Annotated in this window: 19 protein-coding genes and 4 tRNA genes; 20 read left to right on the forward strand and 3 right to left on the reverse strand. The window is 61.8% G+C overall.

Annotated elements, in window-relative coordinates; genetic code table 11:
- Window positions 1–151: 151 nt before the first annotated feature.
- From lepA to ASF61_RS08540, 15 genes are all read left to right on the forward strand, one after another.
- Entirely contained in the window at window positions 152–1,945 is a 1,794-nt protein-coding gene (lepA, locus tag ASF61_RS08470) for a translation elongation factor 4 (protein ID WP_056153934.1), read from the forward strand.
- Window positions 1,942–2,871, forward strand: a complete 930-nt coding sequence (lepB, locus tag ASF61_RS08475; protein WP_056153937.1) for a signal peptidase I — start codon at window positions 1,942–1,944, stop codon at window positions 2,869–2,871. The genes lepA and lepB overlap by 4 nt, the downstream gene beginning before the upstream one ends.
- Before the next feature lie 36 nt (window positions 2,872–2,907).
- The gene (locus ASF61_RS08480) at window positions 2,908–3,282 is read left to right on the forward strand and encodes a DUF4845 domain-containing protein (RefSeq protein WP_056153941.1); all 375 of its coding nucleotides are present in this window, start codon (window positions 2,908–2,910) and stop codon (window positions 3,280–3,282) included.
- A 53-nt stretch (window positions 3,283–3,335) separates the two neighbouring features.
- Window positions 3,336–4,136: a ribonuclease III gene (gene rnc / locus ASF61_RS08485; RefSeq protein WP_156369499.1), complete on the forward strand. Its 801-nt coding sequence runs from the start codon at window positions 3,336–3,338 to the stop codon at window positions 4,134–4,136.
- A gap of 19 nt (window positions 4,137–4,155) precedes the next feature.
- Window positions 4,156–5,058, forward strand: a complete 903-nt coding sequence (gene era, locus ASF61_RS08490; protein ID WP_056153945.1) for a GTPase Era — start codon at window positions 4,156–4,158, stop codon at window positions 5,056–5,058.
- Window positions 5,059–5,233: 175 nt separating this feature from the next.
- Window positions 5,234–6,070, forward strand: a complete 837-nt coding sequence (recO, locus tag ASF61_RS08495) for a DNA repair protein RecO (protein ID WP_056153947.1) — start codon at window positions 5,234–5,236, stop codon at window positions 6,068–6,070.
- 90 nt (window positions 6,071–6,160) lie between these two features.
- A complete protein-coding gene (gene pdxJ, locus ASF61_RS08500; RefSeq protein WP_056153950.1) occupies window positions 6,161–6,919 on the forward strand; it encodes a pyridoxine 5'-phosphate synthase in 759 nt (252 codons plus the stop codon).
- 2 nt (window positions 6,920–6,921) lie between these two features.
- Window positions 6,922–7,323: a holo-ACP synthase gene (acpS, locus tag ASF61_RS08505; RefSeq protein WP_056153953.1), complete on the forward strand. Its 402-nt coding sequence runs from the start codon at window positions 6,922–6,924 to the stop codon at window positions 7,321–7,323.
- Window positions 7,324–7,367: 44 nt separating this feature from the next.
- A complete protein-coding gene (gene uvrC, locus ASF61_RS08510; protein WP_156369538.1) occupies window positions 7,368–9,215 on the forward strand; it encodes an excinuclease ABC subunit UvrC in 1,848 nt (615 codons plus the stop codon).
- 146 nt (window positions 9,216–9,361) lie between these two features.
- Window positions 9,362–9,943, forward strand: coding sequence for a CDP-diacylglycerol--glycerol-3-phosphate 3-phosphatidyltransferase (pgsA, locus tag ASF61_RS08515; RefSeq protein WP_056153961.1), 582 nt, complete (start codon window positions 9,362–9,364; stop codon window positions 9,941–9,943).
- Between the two features lie 132 nt (window positions 9,944–10,075).
- Window positions 10,076–10,151, forward strand: a tRNA-Gly gene (locus ASF61_RS08520).
- Between the two features lie 89 nt (window positions 10,152–10,240).
- Window positions 10,241–10,316, forward strand: a tRNA-Gly gene (locus ASF61_RS08525).
- Window positions 10,317–10,358: 42 nt separating this feature from the next.
- A tRNA-Gly gene (locus tag ASF61_RS08530) sits at window positions 10,359–10,434 on the forward strand.
- A 53-nt stretch (window positions 10,435–10,487) separates the two neighbouring features.
- Window positions 10,488–10,561, forward strand: a tRNA-Cys gene (locus ASF61_RS08535).
- A 38-nt stretch (window positions 10,562–10,599) separates the two neighbouring features.
- Window positions 10,600–11,799 (forward strand): site-specific integrase, encoded by a 1,200-nt coding sequence (locus ASF61_RS08540; RefSeq protein WP_082491361.1) that lies wholly within the window; start codon window positions 10,600–10,602, stop codon window positions 11,797–11,799.
- A 4-nt stretch (window positions 11,800–11,803) separates the two neighbouring features.
- On the opposite strand, the gene ASF61_RS08545 is transcribed toward ASF61_RS08540, so the two are convergent.
- Window positions 11,804–12,133 (reverse strand): helix-turn-helix domain-containing protein, encoded by a 330-nt coding sequence (locus ASF61_RS08545; protein ID WP_056153966.1) that lies wholly within the window; start codon window positions 12,131–12,133, stop codon window positions 11,804–11,806.
- Between the two features lie 2 nt (window positions 12,134–12,135).
- Entirely contained in the window at window positions 12,136–12,540 is a 405-nt protein-coding gene (locus ASF61_RS08550) for a hypothetical protein (RefSeq protein ID WP_229205766.1), read from the reverse strand.
- A gap of 278 nt (window positions 12,541–12,818) precedes the next feature.
- On the opposite strand from ASF61_RS08550, the gene ASF61_RS08555 reads away from it, so the two are divergent.
- The 5 genes from ASF61_RS08555 to ASF61_RS08575 all read left to right on the forward strand — a co-directional run bounded on the left by ASF61_RS08555 (window position 12,819) and on the right by ASF61_RS08575 (window position 15,900).
- The gene (locus ASF61_RS08555) at window positions 12,819–13,706 is read left to right on the forward strand and encodes a ParB/RepB/Spo0J family partition protein (RefSeq protein WP_082491365.1); all 888 of its coding nucleotides are present in this window, start codon (window positions 12,819–12,821) and stop codon (window positions 13,704–13,706) included.
- A 323-nt stretch (window positions 13,707–14,029) separates the two neighbouring features.
- Window positions 14,030–14,761 (forward strand): DNA-binding protein, encoded by a 732-nt coding sequence (locus ASF61_RS08560; RefSeq protein WP_056153975.1) that lies wholly within the window; start codon window positions 14,030–14,032, stop codon window positions 14,759–14,761.
- 31 nt (window positions 14,762–14,792) lie between these two features.
- Entirely contained in the window at window positions 14,793–15,137 is a 345-nt protein-coding gene (locus ASF61_RS08565) for a KfrB domain-containing protein (RefSeq protein WP_056153977.1), read from the forward strand.
- Between the two features lie 69 nt (window positions 15,138–15,206).
- Window positions 15,207–15,566 carry a transcriptional regulator gene (locus ASF61_RS08570; RefSeq protein ID WP_056153981.1) on the forward strand — a complete coding sequence of 120 codons (360 nt, stop codon included), beginning with the start codon at window positions 15,207–15,209 and terminating at the stop codon, window positions 15,564–15,566.
- A gap of 100 nt (window positions 15,567–15,666) precedes the next feature.
- A complete protein-coding gene (locus ASF61_RS08575) occupies window positions 15,667–15,900 on the forward strand; it encodes a hypothetical protein (protein ID WP_156369500.1) in 234 nt (77 codons plus the stop codon).
- A gap of 673 nt (window positions 15,901–16,573) precedes the next feature.
- On the opposite strand, the gene ASF61_RS23210 is transcribed toward ASF61_RS08575, so the two are convergent.
- Entirely contained in the window at window positions 16,574–16,789 is a 216-nt protein-coding gene (locus tag ASF61_RS23210) for a hypothetical protein (protein WP_156369501.1), read from the reverse strand.
- Window positions 16,790–16,894 lie beyond the last annotated feature (105 nt).

A 16,894-nucleotide genomic window follows, 5' to 3' on the forward strand; every position in this document is an offset into this window, starting at 1 on the left:
GAAATCCGGTAAAATGCCGGGTGTTCCGTTCTGTGGTAGTCCAAGGCGCTCGCCAGGGCCATCATGCCCGGCTTGAGCGCTTTTTGTATTGCGCGCCACGTTACGACACGGCGCGCACCCGTCGTTTCGACTTGTCCTTGATTATTTGTTAATGAACAACATACGCAATTTCTCCATCATCGCCCACATCGACCACGGCAAATCGACCCTGGCCGACCGCATTATCCAGTTGTGCGGCGGCCTGTCCGACCGCGAGATGGAGGCGCAGGTGCTCGATTCGATGGACCTGGAACGCGAGCGCGGCATCACCATCAAGGCCCAGACTGCGGCCCTGAAATACAAGGCGCGCGATGGCGTCGTCTATAACCTGAATCTGATCGATACGCCGGGCCACGTCGACTTCTCGTACGAAGTGTCGCGTTCGCTGTCGGCGTGCGAGGGCGCGCTGCTGGTGGTCGATGCCTCGCAGGGCGTGGAAGCGCAAACCGTGGCCAACTGCTACACCGCGCTCGACCTCGGCGTGGAAGTGGTGCCGGTGCTCAACAAGATCGACTTGCCCAATGCCGATCCGCCGACCGCGATCGCTGAAATCGAGGACGTGATCGGCATCGAAGCCGGCGACGCCGTCCATTGCTCGGCCAAGACCGGCCTCGGCGTGGAAGACGTGATCGAATCGATCATCGCCAAGGTGCCGCCACCGAAGGGCGATCCGGACGCGCCGTTGCAGGCGCTGATCGTCGACTCGTGGTACGACGCCTACGTGGGCGTGGTGATGCTGGTGCGCGTGATGAACGGCACCCTGAAACCGAAAGACAAGATCAAGCTGATGGCCACCGACTCGGTGCAGCTGGTGGAAGATGTCGGCATCTTTGCGCCGCGCTCGCTGTCGCTGCCGCAGCTGTCGGCCGGCCAGGTGGGTTTCATCATCGCCGGCATCAAGGAGCTGAAGGCTGCCAAAGTGGGCGACACCGTCACCCTGGCCAGCAGCCCGGCGCCGGCGCCGCTGCCCGGCTTCAAGGAAGTGCAGCCGCAGGTGTTTGCCGGCCTGTTCCCGGTGGAAGCGAACCAGTACGACGCGCTGCGCGACTCGCTGGAAAAGCTCAAGCTCAATGACGCCGCGCTGATGTACGAGCCCGAAGTGTCGCAGGCGCTGGGCTTCGGCTTCCGCTGCGGCTTCCTCGGCCTGCTGCACATGGAAATCGTGCAGGAACGCCTCGAGCGCGAATTCGACATGGACCTGATCACCACGGCGCCGACCGTGGTGTATGAAGTGGTAATGCGCGATAACAGCGTGGTCAAGGTGGACAACCCGTCGCGCATGCCCGAGCCGACCAAGATCAACGAGATCCGCGAGCCGATCGTCACCGTCAACCTGTACATGCCGCAGGAGTACGTGGGGTCGGTGATCACGCTGTGCATCGGCAAGCGCGGCGTGCAGATGGACATGAGCTACCACGGCCGCCAGGTCAAGCTCGTGTATGAAATTCCGATGGGCGAGATCGTGCTCGACTTCTTCGACAAGCTGAAATCGACCTCGCGCGGCTACGCCTCGATGGACTACGAGTTCAAGGAATACCGCGCGTCCGACGTGGTCAAGGTGGACATGCTGATCAACGGCGAGAAGGTCGATGCGCTGGCCATCATCGTGCACCGCTCGAACAGCGCCTACCGCGGCCGCCAGGTGGCCGCCAAGATGCGCGAACTGATTCCGCGCCAGATGTTCGACGTGGCAATCCAGGCCGCCATCGGCGTCAACGTGATCTCGCGCGAAAACGTCAAGGCCCTGCGCAAGAACGTGCTGGCCAAGTGCTACGGCGGCGATATCAGCCGTAAAAAGAAACTGCTGGAAAAGCAAAAGGCCGGCAAGAAACGCATGAAGCAAGTGGGCTCGGTCGAGATTCCACAAGAAGCATTCCTGGCAATCTTACAAGTGGATGAAAAATGACCATGCAAGTGATTTTGGGTAATTTTGCACTGATCCTGTTCGTGCTGATGGTGATCACGGGCGTGATCTGGTGCCTGGACGTGTTCGTGCTGGCCAAGCAGCGCCGCGCTGCCGCCGACCGTGCACTGGCCGAGTTCGACGCCCGCGCCGCCAAGCTGACGGCCGACGGCTACCAGCCCGACAACCAGGCCAGCCGCGCCGCGCTCGAGGCGAGCATCCTGCGCCAGCCGACCTGGGTCGAATACTCGGGCAGCTTCTTCCCGGTGATCGCACTGGTGTTCGTGCTGCGCTCGTTCCTGTACGAGCCATTCAAGATTCCGTCGTCGTCGATGGTGCCGACGCTGGAAGTGGGCGACCTGATCCTGGTGAACAAATTCACCTATGGCATCCGCCTGCCGGTGCTGAACAAGAAAATCATCCAGATCAACGATCCGCAGCGCGGCGACGTAATGGTCTTCAAGTATCCGGTGGACATGACCCAGGATTACATCAAGCGCGTGATCGGCGTGCCTGGTGATAAGATCACGTACAAGGACAAGCGCCTGACCGTAAACGGTGTTGCCGTGCAGTACACGCCGTTGCCTGACTACCTCGGTGGCGACGAGCAGGAGCTGCTGCGCTATAACAAGCAATACCAGGAAGCGCTGACCGGTGTCACGCACCGCATCCTGAACTTCGAAAACCGGGCCAACTTCGATCCGGCCCAGGTGATGCAGTTCCCGATGAAGGAGCAGGCGTGCAACTACACCTACGACAGTTTTACCTGCGTGGTGCCGGCCGGCCATTACTTCATGATGGGCGACAATCGCGACAACAGTACCGACAGCCGCTACTGGGGTTTCGTTCCGGACAAGAATATCGTCGGCAAGGCCTTCTTTGTCTGGATGAACCTGAGCAACCTGAAGCGTATCGGCAGCATCAAGTAACCACACCGGCCCGCGGGCCATACCGGGAGAGCTGAAATGCGACCACATCGGCAAAACGGCGTTTCCCTGACGGGAGTGATCCTGGTCCTCGCGGTGCTGGGCCTCATGGCCGTGCTGGCCCTCAAGATCTTGCCAACCTATACGGAATACCGGGCGGTCAGGAATGCCATCGTGACGGCCAAGGCCGCCGGTGGCAATTCGCCGGCCGAGATCCGCAAGGCGTTCGACGCCAACGCCACGGTGGCCTACATTACCGCCATTTCCGGCAGCGATCTCACCATCGAGCGCGCCGGCGACGGCGACGGCGTGGACGTGAGCTTTGCCTACGAAAAGAAAATCCCGCTGGTCGGACCGGCCAGCCTGCTGCTGGAATACCAAGGCAGCACCGGCGCCGGCAACTCGCCCCGTTAAACCATCGACACCAACACCCGATACCAGAAAACCCGCCAATGAATCTTCAGTTATTGCAAACCCGTTTAGGCTACACGTTCCAGGATGCCGGCCTGCTGCAGCAGGCCTTGACCCACCGTAGCCATAGCAGCTTGCATAACGAACGCCTCGAATTCCTCGGCGACTCCGTGCTCAACTGCGTGGTCGCCAACATCCTGTACGAGCGTTACACGACCATCGACGAGGGTGACCTGTCGCGCCTGCGCGCCAACCTGGTCAAGCAGCAGTCGCTGTTCGAAATCGCCCAGAAGCTCGAACTCTCGCAGTTCCTGCGCCTGGGCGAGGGCGAACTGAAATCGGGCGGCTTCCGCCGGCCGTCGATCCTGGCCGACACGCTCGAAGCGATCCTCGGCGCGATCTTCCTCGACGGCGGTTTCGAGCCGGCCGCGCAGGCGATCCGCGCGTTCTACATTCCGATCCTCGACACGGTCGATCCGCAAACCCTGGGCAAGGACGCCAAGACGCTGCTGCAGGAATTCCTGCAAAGCCGGAAGATTTCGCTGCCGCTGTACAATGTGGTGGCCACCCACGGCGCCGCCCACAGCCAGGAATTCGAGATCGAGTGCCAGATACCGAAACTGGGCATCAAGCTGTTCGGTCGCGGCGGCAGCCGCCGCGCCGGCGAGCAGGCGGCCGCCAAGCTGGCGCTCGACGCTGCGCAGCAGGCGCTGCTGAAAACCCCGGCAGCCGCGCGCAAGCCCAAACCGCGCGCCGCCCAGCTCAAGCTGGCCGGCATTGCCACCGTGCAGACCGACGACGACCTCGACGCCGGGCAAGCCACGCCTGCGCCTGCGCCCAAGGCAGCCAACAAGTAACGCTTTAAAAGAAACGATCATGACTACCGAAACGACCTCTCCCAACTTCCGTTGTGGTTACATCGCCATCGTCGGCCGCCCCAACGTGGGAAAATCGACGCTGATGAATACCCTGATCGGCGCCAAGGTCAGCATCACGTCGCGCAAGGCGCAAACCACGCGCCACCGCATCACCGGCATCATGACCTATGACGATGCCCAGTTCATCTACGTCGATACCCCGGGTTTTCAGACCCGTCATGCGAATGCGCTCAACAAGACGCTCAACAAGACCGTCACCAATACGCTGATTTCGTCGGACCTGATTCTGTACGTGATCGAGGCCGCCACCTTCGGCCCGGCCGACCAGCAGGTGCTCGACCTGCTGCCCAAGGAAGTGCCGGTGCTGCTGGTGATTAACAAGTCGGACCGCACCAAGGACAAGGCCGTGCTGCTGCCGTTCGCGCAGCAGGTGGCCGCCAAGTTCGACTTTGCCGCCATCGTGCCGGTGTCGGCCAAGCTGCGCTTCCAGCTCGACGGACTGCAAAACGAGATCAAGCGCTTCCTGCCCGAGAACGCCCCGATCTTCGGACCCGACGACATCACCGACCGCAGCGAGAAATTCCTGGCGTCCGAAATCGTGCGCGAAAAGCTGTTCCGCTTCGTCGGCGACGAACTGCCGTACACCAGCACCGTCATGATCGAGCAGTTCGAGCAGGAGGGCGACCTGCGCCGCGTGTTTGCCGCCATCCTGGTCGAGCGCGACACCCACAAGTCCATGATCATCGGTAACAAGGGTGCGCGACTCAAGGAAGTCTCGACCCAGGCGCGCCTGGACATGGAAAAGCTGTTCGGCGGCCCCGTGTACCTGGAAATCTGGGTCAAGGTCAAATCGGGCTGGGCCGACAACGAAGCAGGTCTGCGGGCCTACGGCTACGAATAAGTCCATGTCTTCCGCCACGCCCGACGCCGCGCCCGGCAGCGCGTCAGCGTCACCGCAGCAGGCCGCGCCTGACGCGCAGGGCGGGGCGCTGCATGCCCCGGCCGGGCAGGCGGACTCGAATGTTGATGCTGCTGCCGCTACCGGCGCTGCGGCTGTCATTTCTCCGGCTGCTCCGATGGTTGCCGGCGTCGAAACCGTTGCGATACCTGTCGCTCCAGCAGCAGCAGCAGCTGCTGCAGCCGCCGCGACTGCAGCAGCGCCGCCCAAGCGCCCCCGCGCGCCAGCGCGCGAGCGCACCGTCGGCACCAAGGTCGCCGGCCAGCCGGCCTTCGTGCTGCACAGCTATCCGTACAAGGAAACCAGCCTGATCATCGATCTGTTTACGCGCGACTACGGCCGCGTGGCACTGATCGCCAAGGGCGCCAAGCGGCCCTACTCGCAGCTGCGCGGCGTGCTGCAGACGTTTCAGCCGCTGTCGTCGAGCTGGGTGGGCAAGTCCGAGCTGCGCACGCTGACCGACGCCGAGTGGGTGGGCGGCATGCTGCCGCTCGAAAAAACCGCGCTGCTGTGCGGCTTCTACCTGAACGAACTGTTAGTGAAACTGCTGGCCCGCGACGACGCCCATCCGGCCCTGTTCGACCATTATGTGTCCACCCTGAACCAGCTGGCCCACAACGAACCTGCCACCATCGTCTTGCGAAAATTCGAACGGGCCTTACTTAAGGAGACAGGGGTGGCGGCCGACCTCGGGCGCTGCACCAGCACGCGTGCTGCGGTGCTGGCCGACGTGACCTACGTGGTGGACCCGGAGCGCGGGCCGCGCCCCGAGCGCGCTGCCGACCCGTGGCCGCGCGTGGCCGGCAAGACGCTGCTCGACATGGAGCGCGAGGATTACCAGGACGCCGCCACGCAGGCACAGAGCAAGCAGCTGATGCGCTTCCTGGTGGCGCACCACCTGAACGGCGCGCCATTGAATACCCGGCAGATATTGGTCGATCTGTCACAATTGTGAGGAAATCTTGAATAAGCTACTGCGCGATCCGCGACGCTTCTTCAAGGTTTCTACGCTGATAATGATTACTCTATAAACGGTATAGAACGAATGAGCTTCCTGCACCCTTCCGGCCCCATCATCGACCTCGGCGTCAATATCGACCACGTGGCCACGCTGCGCAACGCGCGCGGCACGCCGTATCCGGACCCGCTCCGCGCCGCGCTGCTGGCCGAACAGGCGGGCGCCGACTGCATCACGCTGCACCTGCGCGAAGACCGCCGCCACATCAAGGACGCCGATGTCATTGCGCTGGCGCCGCAACTGCTCACGCGCATGAACCTGGAAGCGGCCGTGACCCAGGAGATGATCGACTTCGCCTGCAAGATCCGCCCGGCCGATGTATGCCTGGTGCCGGAAAAGCGCACCGAAGTCACCACCGAAGGCGGGCTCGATGTGGCCGGCAATTTCAACGCGGTACAGGCGGCAGTGAAGCAGTTGCAGGCCGAAGGCATCCGCGTGAGCCTGTTCATCGACGCCGAAGCGCAGCAGATCGACGCCACGGTCGCTGCCGGCGCCCCGGTGATCGAGCTGCACACGGGCCGCTACGCCGATACCGACGGTGCGCAGCAGGTGGCCGAACTGGAGCGCTTGCAGCGCGGCGTGCTGTACGGCGCGTCGAAAGGACTGAAGGTCAACGCCGGTCACGGCCTGCACTACACCAATGTGCAGGCCATCGCCGCCATTCCCGACATCGCGGAACTGAACATCGGCCACGCCATCGTCGCCCATGCCGTGTTCGTGGGCTGGGAAAACGCCGTGCGCGAGATGAAGGCGATCATGGTCTCCACCCGGCTGGGGCGCCGATGACGATGGCGAAGATATACGGGATCGGCACCGACATCTGCAAGATCCCGCGCATCGAAGCGGCGCTGGCGCGCCACGGCGACCGCTTCGCACAAAAGATCCTGGGGCCGCAGGAGATGGACAAGTACCTGGCGCGCAAGGCCAAAAGCCCGGTGCGCGGCATCCGTTTCGTCGCCACCCGGTTTGCCGCCAAGGAGGCATTTGCCAAGGCCATCGGCCTCGGCATCCGCATGCCGATGACCTGGCCCGCCGCGCAGATGCTCAACGCGCCCAGCGGCAAGCCGGTGATCGTGTGCAGCGGCGTGCTCAAGGAGTTCATGGACCAGCGCGGGCTGACCGCGCAAGTGACGGTGAGCGACGAGGCGGAATACGCCGTGGCCTTCGTGATCGTCGAACAGGCGGCCTGAAACTACATGTTATTGGTAGGTGAGAATTGACCGAGCAAGCCCCCATCGTTACTGCCGACCCCCGCGAGCAAGTGCTGGCCACCGTGGCCAAGCTGCCCAACCTGCCGGGCGTGTACCGCTATTTCGACGCCGAGGACAAGGTCCTCTACGTGGGGAAGGCGCGCGACCTGAAAAAGCGCGTCTCGAGCTACTTCCAGAAAAACCTGGCCAGTCCGCGCATCGCCATGATGGTCGAGCGCATCGCCCGGCTGGAAACCACGGTCACGCACAGCGAGGCCGAGGCACTGATCCTCGAGAACAACCTGATCAAGGCGCTGAGCCCGCGCTTCAACATCCTGTTCCGCGACGATAAGTCGTACCCGTACCTGAAAATCACCGGCGGCGAGGCGCCGCGCATGGTGTATTACCGCGGTGCGGTGGACAAGAAGAACCAGTATTTCGGTCCGTTTCCCAGTTCGTGGGCGGTCAAGGAATCGATGCAGATCCTGCAGAAGGTGTTCCAGATCCGCACCTGCGAAGACAGCGTCTACGCCAACCGCACGCGCCCATGCCTCCTCAACCAGATCGGCCGCTGCAGCGGTCCGTGCGTGGACCTGATCGGCAAGGAGGATTACCAGCGCGATGTCGACAACGCGGCGCGCTTCCTGCGCGGGCGCCAGAGCGAAGTGCTGGCCGACCTCGAAGCGAAGATGCATGCGTACGCATCGGATCTGAAGTTCGAGCAGGCCGCTGCCGTGCGCAACCAGATCCAGTCGCTCTCGCGCGTGCTGCACCAGCAGAGCATGGAGACGGTGGGCGACGCCGATGTCGACATCATCGCGGTGCTGGTTCAGGGCGGGCGCGCCTGCGTCAACCTGGCCATGGTGCGCGGCGGGCGCCACCTCGGTGACCGCGCCTATTTCCCCACCCACGTCAGCGATGCCGAGGCGATCGCCGAGGACTCGATCGAGGTCGAAGTGCTGGCTGCGTTCCTGGCCCAGCACTATGCCGACAAATTCATCCCCGGTGTGCTGATCCTCAATATCGAGTTCGACCATCCCGCCCTGATCCAGGCCTTGCAGGAGCAGTGCGGCCACCGCATCAACCTGCTGTTCCAGCCGCAGGACCAGCGCCGCAAGTGGCTCGAACTGGCGCAGAAGGGCGCGCAGATCTCGCTGGCTCGCCTGTTGTCCGAGCAGGGCTCGCAGCAGTCGCGCACGCGCGCGCTGGTGGATGCGCTGTCGCTCGAGCCTGAAGATATCGATGCGCTGCGGGTGGAGTGCTTCGACATCAGCCACACCATGGGCGAAGCGACGCAGGCGTCGTGCGTGGTGTTCCACCATCACCAGATGCAGAACGGCGAATACCGCCGCTACAACATCAACGACATCACGCCCGGCGACGATTACGCGGCGATGCGGCAAGTGCTGTTCCGCCGCTACGAGAAAGTGGCCAACGGCGACGGCGTGATGCCCGACGTGGTGCTGATCGACGGCGGCAAGGGACAGATCGAGATGGCGCGCCAGGTATTTTCGGAACTGGGCCTGGACATCAGCCTGATCGTCGGCGTGGCCAAGGGAGAAGGGCGGCGCGTCGGACTGGAGACGCTGATGTTCGTCGATGGCCGCCCGTCCCAAGAGCTGGGCAAGGAATCGGCAGCGCTGATGCTGGTCGCGCAAATCCGCGACGAGGCGCACCGCTTCGCCATCACCGGCATGCGCGCCAAGCGCGCCAAGGCCCGGCAGACATCGCGCCTCGAGGAAATCGAAGGCATCGGCGCCAAGCGCCGCCAGCGCTTGCTGGCACGCTTCGGCGGGCTGCGCGGCGTGGTCAATGCGAGCGTGGAAGACCTCAAGCAGGTCGAGGGCATCTCGAATGCGTTGGCCGAGGAAATCTACAAGCAGCTGCACTGAGCGGTGCAGCGTTGGCGTGATCGCAGCAGCTCACGCCGACAGGGCGCGTAACGTGCTGGTTTAATACGTGGTGGCAAGGTAGACTAGCGGCGCGTTACCAAAACTCTCATGGCTTTACCTTTCTACCAAGTTTATGCGCCTTCGCTATGCCATTTAATATTCCGATTCTGTTGACCTGGTTGCGCGTGGCGCTCATTCCGCTGGTAGTCGGCGTGTACTACCTGCCGACGTCGGTGCTGCCGGTGGCCGAGCAGAATCTGGCGGCGACCCTGGTGTTCATCATCGCCGCCGTCACCGACTGGTTCGACGGCTTCCTGGCGCGGCGCTGGAACCAGACCTCGGCCTTCGGCGCCTTTCTCGACCCCGTGGCCGACAAGCTGATGGTGGCCGGCGCCCTGATCGTGCTGGTGCAGCTCGACCGCGCCAACGCCGTCATCGCCTTCGTCATCATCGGCCGCGAGATCGCCATCTCGGCGCTGCGCGAATGGATGGCGCAGATCGGCGCCTCGAAATCGGTTGCCGTCAGCTCGATCGGCAAGATCAAGACCACCGCCCAGATGGCAGCGATCCCGCTGCTGCTGTACCACGACGTACTGCTGGGCGCGATCGACACCCAGTTCTGGGGCGCGCGCTTCCTCGAGCTGGCCGCCGTGCTGACCGTGTGGTCGATGTTCTACTACATGCGCCTGGCCTGGCCCATGATCAAGGAAAAGGGCGGCCACCTGTAATGCGGGTGCCGACCGGCGAAACGGGATAAACCGTTTTTTCTGTTTTCGATGCATCGAAATTTTGTTATTGACAGAGCGTCCAGATCCTCTATAATGTTGGCCTGTTGTTGATGACATGTTGATGACAGCAGTGCGGGAGTAGCTCAGTTGGTAGAGCGCAACCTTGCCAAGGTTGAGGTCGAGAGTTCGAGACTCTTCTCCCGCTCCAGTTGCAAAACTGGTGCTGATCGCAATCAGCTTATTGCAAGCAGTACTGGCAATAACGATAGCGAGCTGTTAAAATGTTGGACTCCAAATGCGGGAGTAGCTCAGTTGGTAGAGCGCAACCTTGCCAAGGTTGAGGTCGAGAGTTCGAGACTCTTCTCCCGCTCCAGTTTCCTCGGAAACTGATTGGTGCAGTTGTTTCACCTCCTATGCGGGAGTAGCTCAGTTGGTAGAGCGCAACCTTGCCAAGGTTGAGGTCGAGAGTTCGAGACTCTTCTCCCGCTCCAGAATTCGGAGCACAGCATATAACCGGCTGTGTTCTCGTATCAAGTCTTCCTCGGGCGAGGTAGCAAAGCGGTTATGCAGCGGCCTGCAAAGCCGTCTAGGTCGGTTCGACTCCGATCCTCGCCTCCATCAAATCAAGTACTTAGCGTTTTCTGAGCAAGCTCAACATGGCTGTTAACCACGCAAAAAGTGTGGTTAACCTCGCGCCAGACGGCCTGTTTGCCGTAGGCCGTCTCGCCGTCCATCGCTATCATCGGCGTATGGCCTCGATCAAAAAACTCCCCTCCGGCGCGTTTCAGATATGCATCCGCCATCGCCTGTTGCCCAGGCCTTTCTGGGCAACCTTCGATGACAGGGCGCAGGCGGCTTCCTACGCCTCGCAACTGGAGGTGCTTCTGGGGCAGGGCATTGTGCCGGCCACGCTGCTTGAAGATCCGGTGGCGAAGCCGGAGACCTGGACGGTCACGCGCTGCATCGTCGAGTATCAGCGCCACAATGCGCTGGCGCTGTCCGAGATCAAGCTGCTCGACACCATCCAGCCGCAACTGGCCAAGCTGGCCACCAACTGCCTGAACTACAACTGGGCGGAAGGCTGGATCCGCAGCATGAAGCGCGAAGCCAACCTGTCGCCTTCGACGATCCGCCACCGCCAGGGCGCGCTGGCCCGCTGCTTCGACTGGATGACCCGCAGGCATCCGGACATCATGGCGCAGAATCCTTTAAGACTGCTCAAGCGCGGTTTCTCCACTTACACACCGGACGATGTGGCGTTCCTGTCCCGGCATGGCAAAGGCCCCAAGTTCGCGGAGGAGCGCGACCGGCGCCTCGGTATCGAGGAGGAAGTGCGCATACGCGAGGTGCTGGCCGACCGGCCGGTGGAGCTGACATTTTTCATCCTGGCGCTGGAGACGGCCATGCGCATGCGCGAGTGTTACACGCTGGACCTGACGCAGTTCAACCTCGAGCAGCGCACCATCTACCTCGACCGCAGCAAGAACGGCGACCGGCGCCAGGTGCCGCTATCCTCCACGGCCATCATGGCGCTGGCAGATCACATGACGAATGACCGCGCTGCCATCAGGGAGCGCAGCGGACGGCTGTTTCCCTACTGGAGCGGGGCGCGCGCGGAGAAGGAGCTCGATGTGGTCACGCGCGACTTGTCACGCGTGTTTGCACTGGTGTTCGAGGCGGCCGGCGCGCCAACGCTGCACTTCCATGACCTGCGCCACGAGGCGACGTGCCGGCTTTACGAAAAAACCAGGCTGACCGACGTGCTCATTGCGCGCATCACCGGTCACCGCGACCTGCGCCAGCTCAAGCGCTATGCGAGCCTGCGCGGCAGCGATCTGGCCAGCCATCTCTGGTAGAGGATTATTTGGTGCCGGCGCGCGCGGAAAGGGTGGGCGGCTCCGGCAGCAATGGCAGCACAGGAAGTTCTCGCCGCTTGCGCGACGCAGGCCGTGGCACCAGCAGGGCGGCAGGCGCCGGGGATGCTGCGCGTTGTGATTGCAGACGCTGCGCGGTGTCGTGCCTGACGCGCTCGCGCAGAAAATCGAGGATGTCGGTACGCAGGAAAACCCAGGACTTGCCGATCTTCGTGCCCGGCAGCTCGCCCTTGCGGGCGAGTGCCAGCACCGTCTCCACGTCCGCATGGAGCAGGGTGGCCGCACCCAGGGCGTTGAAGGTGTCCTGGGCTTCCATGGTCAGGCACCGTGTGACGATTGCGCGTTGCCGCTCATGACCTCCACCGACAGCGCCGGAACGATGACATCGCCCCGGAAAAGATGATCGCGAAATTCCAGCGCCTTGCGATAGCCGTCGTTGAAGTTGGTGACGGTGCGCATCGGGACCGTCTCGCGCAGGGAGCGGCCTCTCGGCTTCTCGGCCGCGTATGCCGTGTGCACCGGGTGCATGTCCTGCTCGAGAGCCACCACCAGTGCATAGGGTTCGCCGTCCGACTGGAAACTGTACGTGCCGCCCGCGCCGGTTCTCAGCGCCGTATCGACGGCTGCGCGCAGCTCCAGCAGCGCGACTCGGTCACCCACGATGGCGCCGACTTCGTCCCAGCGCGATGGTCCCATGAAATGCAGCATACGTTCGCTCATCATAGCCTCCTAGTGGTCATGCGCCGAACTGCAGCGCGATCAGTATGTCGAAATGACGACACCAGTATGCAAGGGCTTTCAGACGCAGCAAAGCGAAAGGCGACGGAAATATCGAATGGATCAAATGCGGTAAGCGACCTTGTCGGCGGAAGTGATCGTGGGTGTTTCAGCCGCTAAATTCACGCGCGCTACTGGATTTGATTTTTCTCAAGACGCGTGGTGACGGCCCGGTCAGCATGGTGGAATTGAGCAATGTCGGAGGGCAGCACGATGGCACATCCATGTTAAAGCCGGCGACGCAGGGCGCACCGCTCCAGTTGCCGCTCGATCTCGTCGATGAAGATCCGCACCAGCCGCGCGCGGCGGACAGCCCGGGCTTTTCCGCCGCCAGCCTGGGTGAACTGGCGAAGTCGGTCCGGCTGCGCGGCGTCAAGACGCCGATTTCGGTGCGCGAGCATCCGGGCATGCCTGGGCGTTACATCGTCAACCACGGCGCCCGCCGTTTCCGTGCCTCGCGCCTGGCCGGCCTGCTCACCATTCCCGCCTTCATCGACAACGACTACAACGAGACCGACCAGGTCATCGAAAACCTCCAGCGCAACGACCTGACGGCGCGCGAGATTGCCGACTACATCGGGCGCGAACTGGCGCGCGGGCTGCGCCGCAAAGAGATCGCGCAGCGCATCAGCAAGTCGCCTGCCTACGTTACCCAGCATGCCATGCTGCTCGACCTGCCGGAGCCAGTGGCGCGGGCATTCAGTTCGGCGCGCGTGCGCGACGTCTCGCTGGTGAATGAACTGGTGCAGGCTTACAGGGACCGGCCCGACGTGGTGACGGCTTGGTTAGACGACGACCAGCAGGAAATTACCCGGGGATCGGTGCGCATGCTGCGCGAGTTCCTGGCCCAATCGATCGTCCTGGAAATGCCGAACGATGCTGCGCAGGAACCGGCGGCCAGCGACAGCGTTCCTGACGCGTCCTCGCTGGCGCGGCAAGCAAGGGAGCCGGCCTTCAAGGGCGTGCTGCTGTTCACGCATGCAGGGCTATCGTGCGAGCTGCTGATGCGCCGCCCGTCGAGCCGCAAGCTGGCGTGGGTGCGCTACGATGACGGGCGCATCGCAGAGGTGGCGCTGTCGGATTTGCATGGCGATGCCTGGCGCGGTGTCTGATGCAGGAAACGATTTATCTCATTTTAATTTTGCTGCGCACTTTCACCGTTGGCGCCGGCGCTACGGGTATTCCGCTTGCCAGTTCACCGACCTTGCCGCCAATGCGGTCCAGTCCATGTTCCTGCTCGTCATTCATCAGGCGCCGATCTGGGTGAAGGGCAGCCACCTGTCGAATCTACAAGCTCGTGCCTTCCAGGCACGAATAATAGTAATAAGAATAGTATTCCTATTACTACTCTTATTATTGCTATTACTACTGCTTGATACGCCGCAAGGTCCGCGCCAGTAATAAGAATAATATTCTTCCTATGGGAGGGCGCCTCATGAACACCGATACCGATATTCCAACCCGCATCATGTCCGCTGCCGACGCTCTGTTCGAGCAGGGCGGCGGTATCCAGTTTCCTACCGTTGATGCCGTACGCAAGGCGGCGCGCGTCAGCATGAACGACGCCAGCCAGGTCATGAAGGCCTGGCGCCGTGCGCACCTGGCCGGCCCCAAGCCGGCCCCGGTCGATGTGCCACCAGCTTTGCAAGACATCCACCGTGCGTGGCTGGAGGCACTGTGGCGCGCCGCGCAGCACCATGCCAGCCAGAGCATGGCCAACATGCAGGTGGCGTGGGACGCCGAGCGCGCCGAGACCGAACAACTGAACCGCGAAATGGTTGTAGCCTTCGAGGCACAGGCGGCTGAACTGGAACATGCCAACAATGAACGAGCAGCTTGCCGGCAGCGCATCGCCGAACTGGAGGCCGAGGCCCACGCCCACCTGGAGTCGATGTCCAGGATGTCGTCAGACTTGAGCGCGGCGCAGGCAGAAGTACGCACCCAGTCAGCGCGCGCGGTGGAGATCCAGCGGCGCGCCGACGAACTACGCACCGAGCTTGACCGCACCCATGCCGCAAATGCCCCCCAGGCGGCAAAGGACGCAGCCAGCCAGACGGAACTTGCTGCAGTCCGCGCCGAGATGCTGCACTTGATGCAGATGGTTGCCGGCGCAATCGGCGGCAGAATTCCTGCGACAAAAGACTATAGTGATCGGAAACGACAGTGACCGCGACGACGCGCCATGCCGGGAGATATAGATGAGCCAGAGGGTCTTGGTGATGAACGGCCAGCGTCTGCTGCAAAGCGAGAGCGACGGCAAATGGGTGACCAACAAGGTGGACAAGGCAGGGCAGCTCAAGCCGGGCATCTACCGCCTCGACGCCGCGCAGCCAGCGGACAAGGCCAAGTCTCATCTTGGCGTCATCGTCCATGCGGACCGGCAATCGGTTTTCCAGCAGTCGGGGCAGTCACTCGTCAGGCACGACGCCGATGCCTTCGCGCAGACGCCTGCGCACGGCGCAGCAGCGCGGATCGAATACGCCCAGGGCAAGGCAAGCTGCGAACAGGAAGGCCAGCAAGTGCGGCGCGGTATCAGGCGCTAGCGGTCACCGCCGGCCGATGTTCCATATTTCGCTGGGACGAAATTCGCGCAAAGGACAGCACATCGCATCATGTACAACCAGATATTCTTCACCAACGTGCTGCGCACGCTCGATGAGCAGGGCATGACCAAGAGCGAACTGGCCGACAAGGCTGGCATCTCGGTGTCGTTCCTATCCGACCTGACCAACGCAAAAGCCAACCCCTCGCTCAAGGTGCTTGATGCCATCGCCCGCGCACTCAATACCGCGCTGCCGGCGCTGCTGGAAATCACCGACCTCGATGACGCCACCATGGCGGCGCTGATGGATGGACAAACCACGCAGAGCCTGCCCGATGGGTATGTACGCGTGAGTGCCGTGCTTACTCCTTTCCAGGCGTTTACGGTCAAGCGCTGGGACGAGGAAAATCGTAGGAAGCTCAAGCGCTGAATTGCAGACTTGACCCGGCGCGAAGACAGGCGGCAGCGCACACATTTCAAAGCAGATAGTGGACGGCGGCGCTGATTAATCGTGCTCCGCCACTTTGTTAGTGAAAATCCCGTTAAATGACCAGGAGGCCGATGCGATGCGAAGTGTCCTATTGCTTGTCTTGTTCATGTTCTGCGGCGATGCCTGCGCGAAGGCCGAGACCTTCAGCAACATTTTCCTGGACCGTAAAAGTAATGCCCATGTATCGCTGGCACAGGGTGGCGAACGACGGCTGACGACCAATGGCCGCGCGATGAACGTCGCTCTCTCGGGCGACAGGCGCACGGCCGCCTGACTCGTGCGGGAGACCTGGGAGCTCGACGGCCAGCCCTTCGTCACCGCTGACACGCTCATGGCCTATAGAGATGGCAGATACCGGCGTATCAAGTGCTCGCCGTTCATACGAAGCTACTGGTTCTGGAACGGGGGGGAGCAGCTCGCGATCGATTGTGGCGGCCTGCACTTCGCCGGAACCCTGTCGCTGTATGACTTCGCTACCGGTAAGCTCGTCGACTCGTTCTCCCAGCCGGACATCCCGGAAGCTGAACGACCTGCCTGGTCAAGACCGGAAGAACCAAGCTCGACGGAGGCGATTCCGAGGCCTGGGTCAGCAACATTTTGATGCATGTCGTGGATCGCCCGCCCAAAGTTCGGGGCGCCACACCACATCCGAATTAAGCCCGGTAAAGTCCATAATCACGGACTTCGACCGGGGAATGATTTGGCTATCTCATATCAAGTTCGTCACTAGCGGGAAACGATCACTCATCCCCGCCGTCATCCTTATCTACACCTTGGTAGGCGTCGTTATTGGGGTTAAGCTGATTCGAATGATTATCCATGCTGTCATCGTAAGCATCGTTATTCGGATTCATGCTGACACTACGGTCATCGTTGGCTGTTCAGCCCATTATGGTTCTCCTTAAAATTTTTAAAAATAACTAACTTCTGCTTTTGAAATCGTCAAGTTATTCAGGCTTGTTCTGCATGTCGTACGCCCGCTGAATTCTGGCGATATGACTATTCTTCGCGGTGTGGCCATCGCCTTTCGTTGATGCCACTCTTTGCATCCTGCGCACGTCTTTGGCAGCAATGGTAGCCCTACCGGCTAGCACACTTTTCCCTTCTTCCTGCTTCTTCGGCGATGCCGGCGGCTTGTTTTTTGCTGTTGATATTTTACTCATGATGGTTCTCCAAAAAGTGTCCTGAAACTGAACCGTGAAAGTCACGGCAACCTTATTTACTTTATGAATTAGCGTTGGCTGTTCAATGAGGGAAGTGTGTGCTAC

It is taken from the genome of Duganella sp. Leaf126 (genome assembly GCF_001423125.1).
Lineage (GTDB): Bacteria > Pseudomonadota > Gammaproteobacteria > Burkholderiales > Burkholderiaceae_D > Rugamonas.

Coding starts and splice junctions, on each gene's coding strand:
- lepA (WP_056153934.1), top strand. CDS start 152: ATGAACAACATACGCAATTTCTCCATCATCGCCCACATCGACCACGGC.
- lepB (WP_056153937.1), top strand. CDS start 1,942: ATGACCATGCAAGTGATTTTGGGTAATTTTGCACTGATCCTGTTCGTG.
- ASF61_RS08480 (WP_056153941.1), top strand. CDS start 2,908: ATGCGACCACATCGGCAAAACGGCGTTTCCCTGACGGGAGTGATCCTG.
- era (WP_056153945.1), top strand. CDS start 4,156: ATGACTACCGAAACGACCTCTCCCAACTTCCGTTGTGGTTACATCGCC.
- recO (WP_056153947.1), top strand. CDS start 5,234: ATGGTTGCCGGCGTCGAAACCGTTGCGATACCTGTCGCTCCAGCAGCA.
- pdxJ (WP_056153950.1), top strand. CDS start 6,161: ATGAGCTTCCTGCACCCTTCCGGCCCCATCATCGACCTCGGCGTCAAT.
- acpS (WP_056153953.1), top strand. CDS start 6,922: ATGGCGAAGATATACGGGATCGGCACCGACATCTGCAAGATCCCGCGC.
- pgsA (WP_056153961.1), top strand. CDS start 9,362: ATGCCATTTAATATTCCGATTCTGTTGACCTGGTTGCGCGTGGCGCTC.
- ASF61_RS08540 (WP_082491361.1), top strand. CDS start 10,600: ATGGCTGTTAACCACGCAAAAAGTGTGGTTAACCTCGCGCCAGACGGC.
- ASF61_RS08545 (WP_056153966.1), bottom strand. CDS start 12,133: ATGGAAGCCCAGGACACCTTCAACGCCCTGGGTGCGGCCACCCTGCTC.
- ASF61_RS08550 (WP_229205766.1), bottom strand. CDS start 12,540: ATGATGAGCGAACGTATGCTGCATTTCATGGGACCATCGCGCTGGGAC.
- ASF61_RS08555 (WP_082491365.1), top strand. CDS start 12,819: ATGTTAAAGCCGGCGACGCAGGGCGCACCGCTCCAGTTGCCGCTCGAT.
- ASF61_RS08560 (WP_056153975.1), top strand. CDS start 14,030: ATGAACACCGATACCGATATTCCAACCCGCATCATGTCCGCTGCCGAC.
- ASF61_RS08565 (WP_056153977.1), top strand. CDS start 14,793: ATGAGCCAGAGGGTCTTGGTGATGAACGGCCAGCGTCTGCTGCAAAGC.
- ASF61_RS08570 (WP_056153981.1), top strand. CDS start 15,207: ATGTACAACCAGATATTCTTCACCAACGTGCTGCGCACGCTCGATGAG.
- ASF61_RS23210 (WP_156369501.1), bottom strand. CDS start 16,789: ATGAGTAAAATATCAACAGCAAAAAACAAGCCGCCGGCATCGCCGAAG.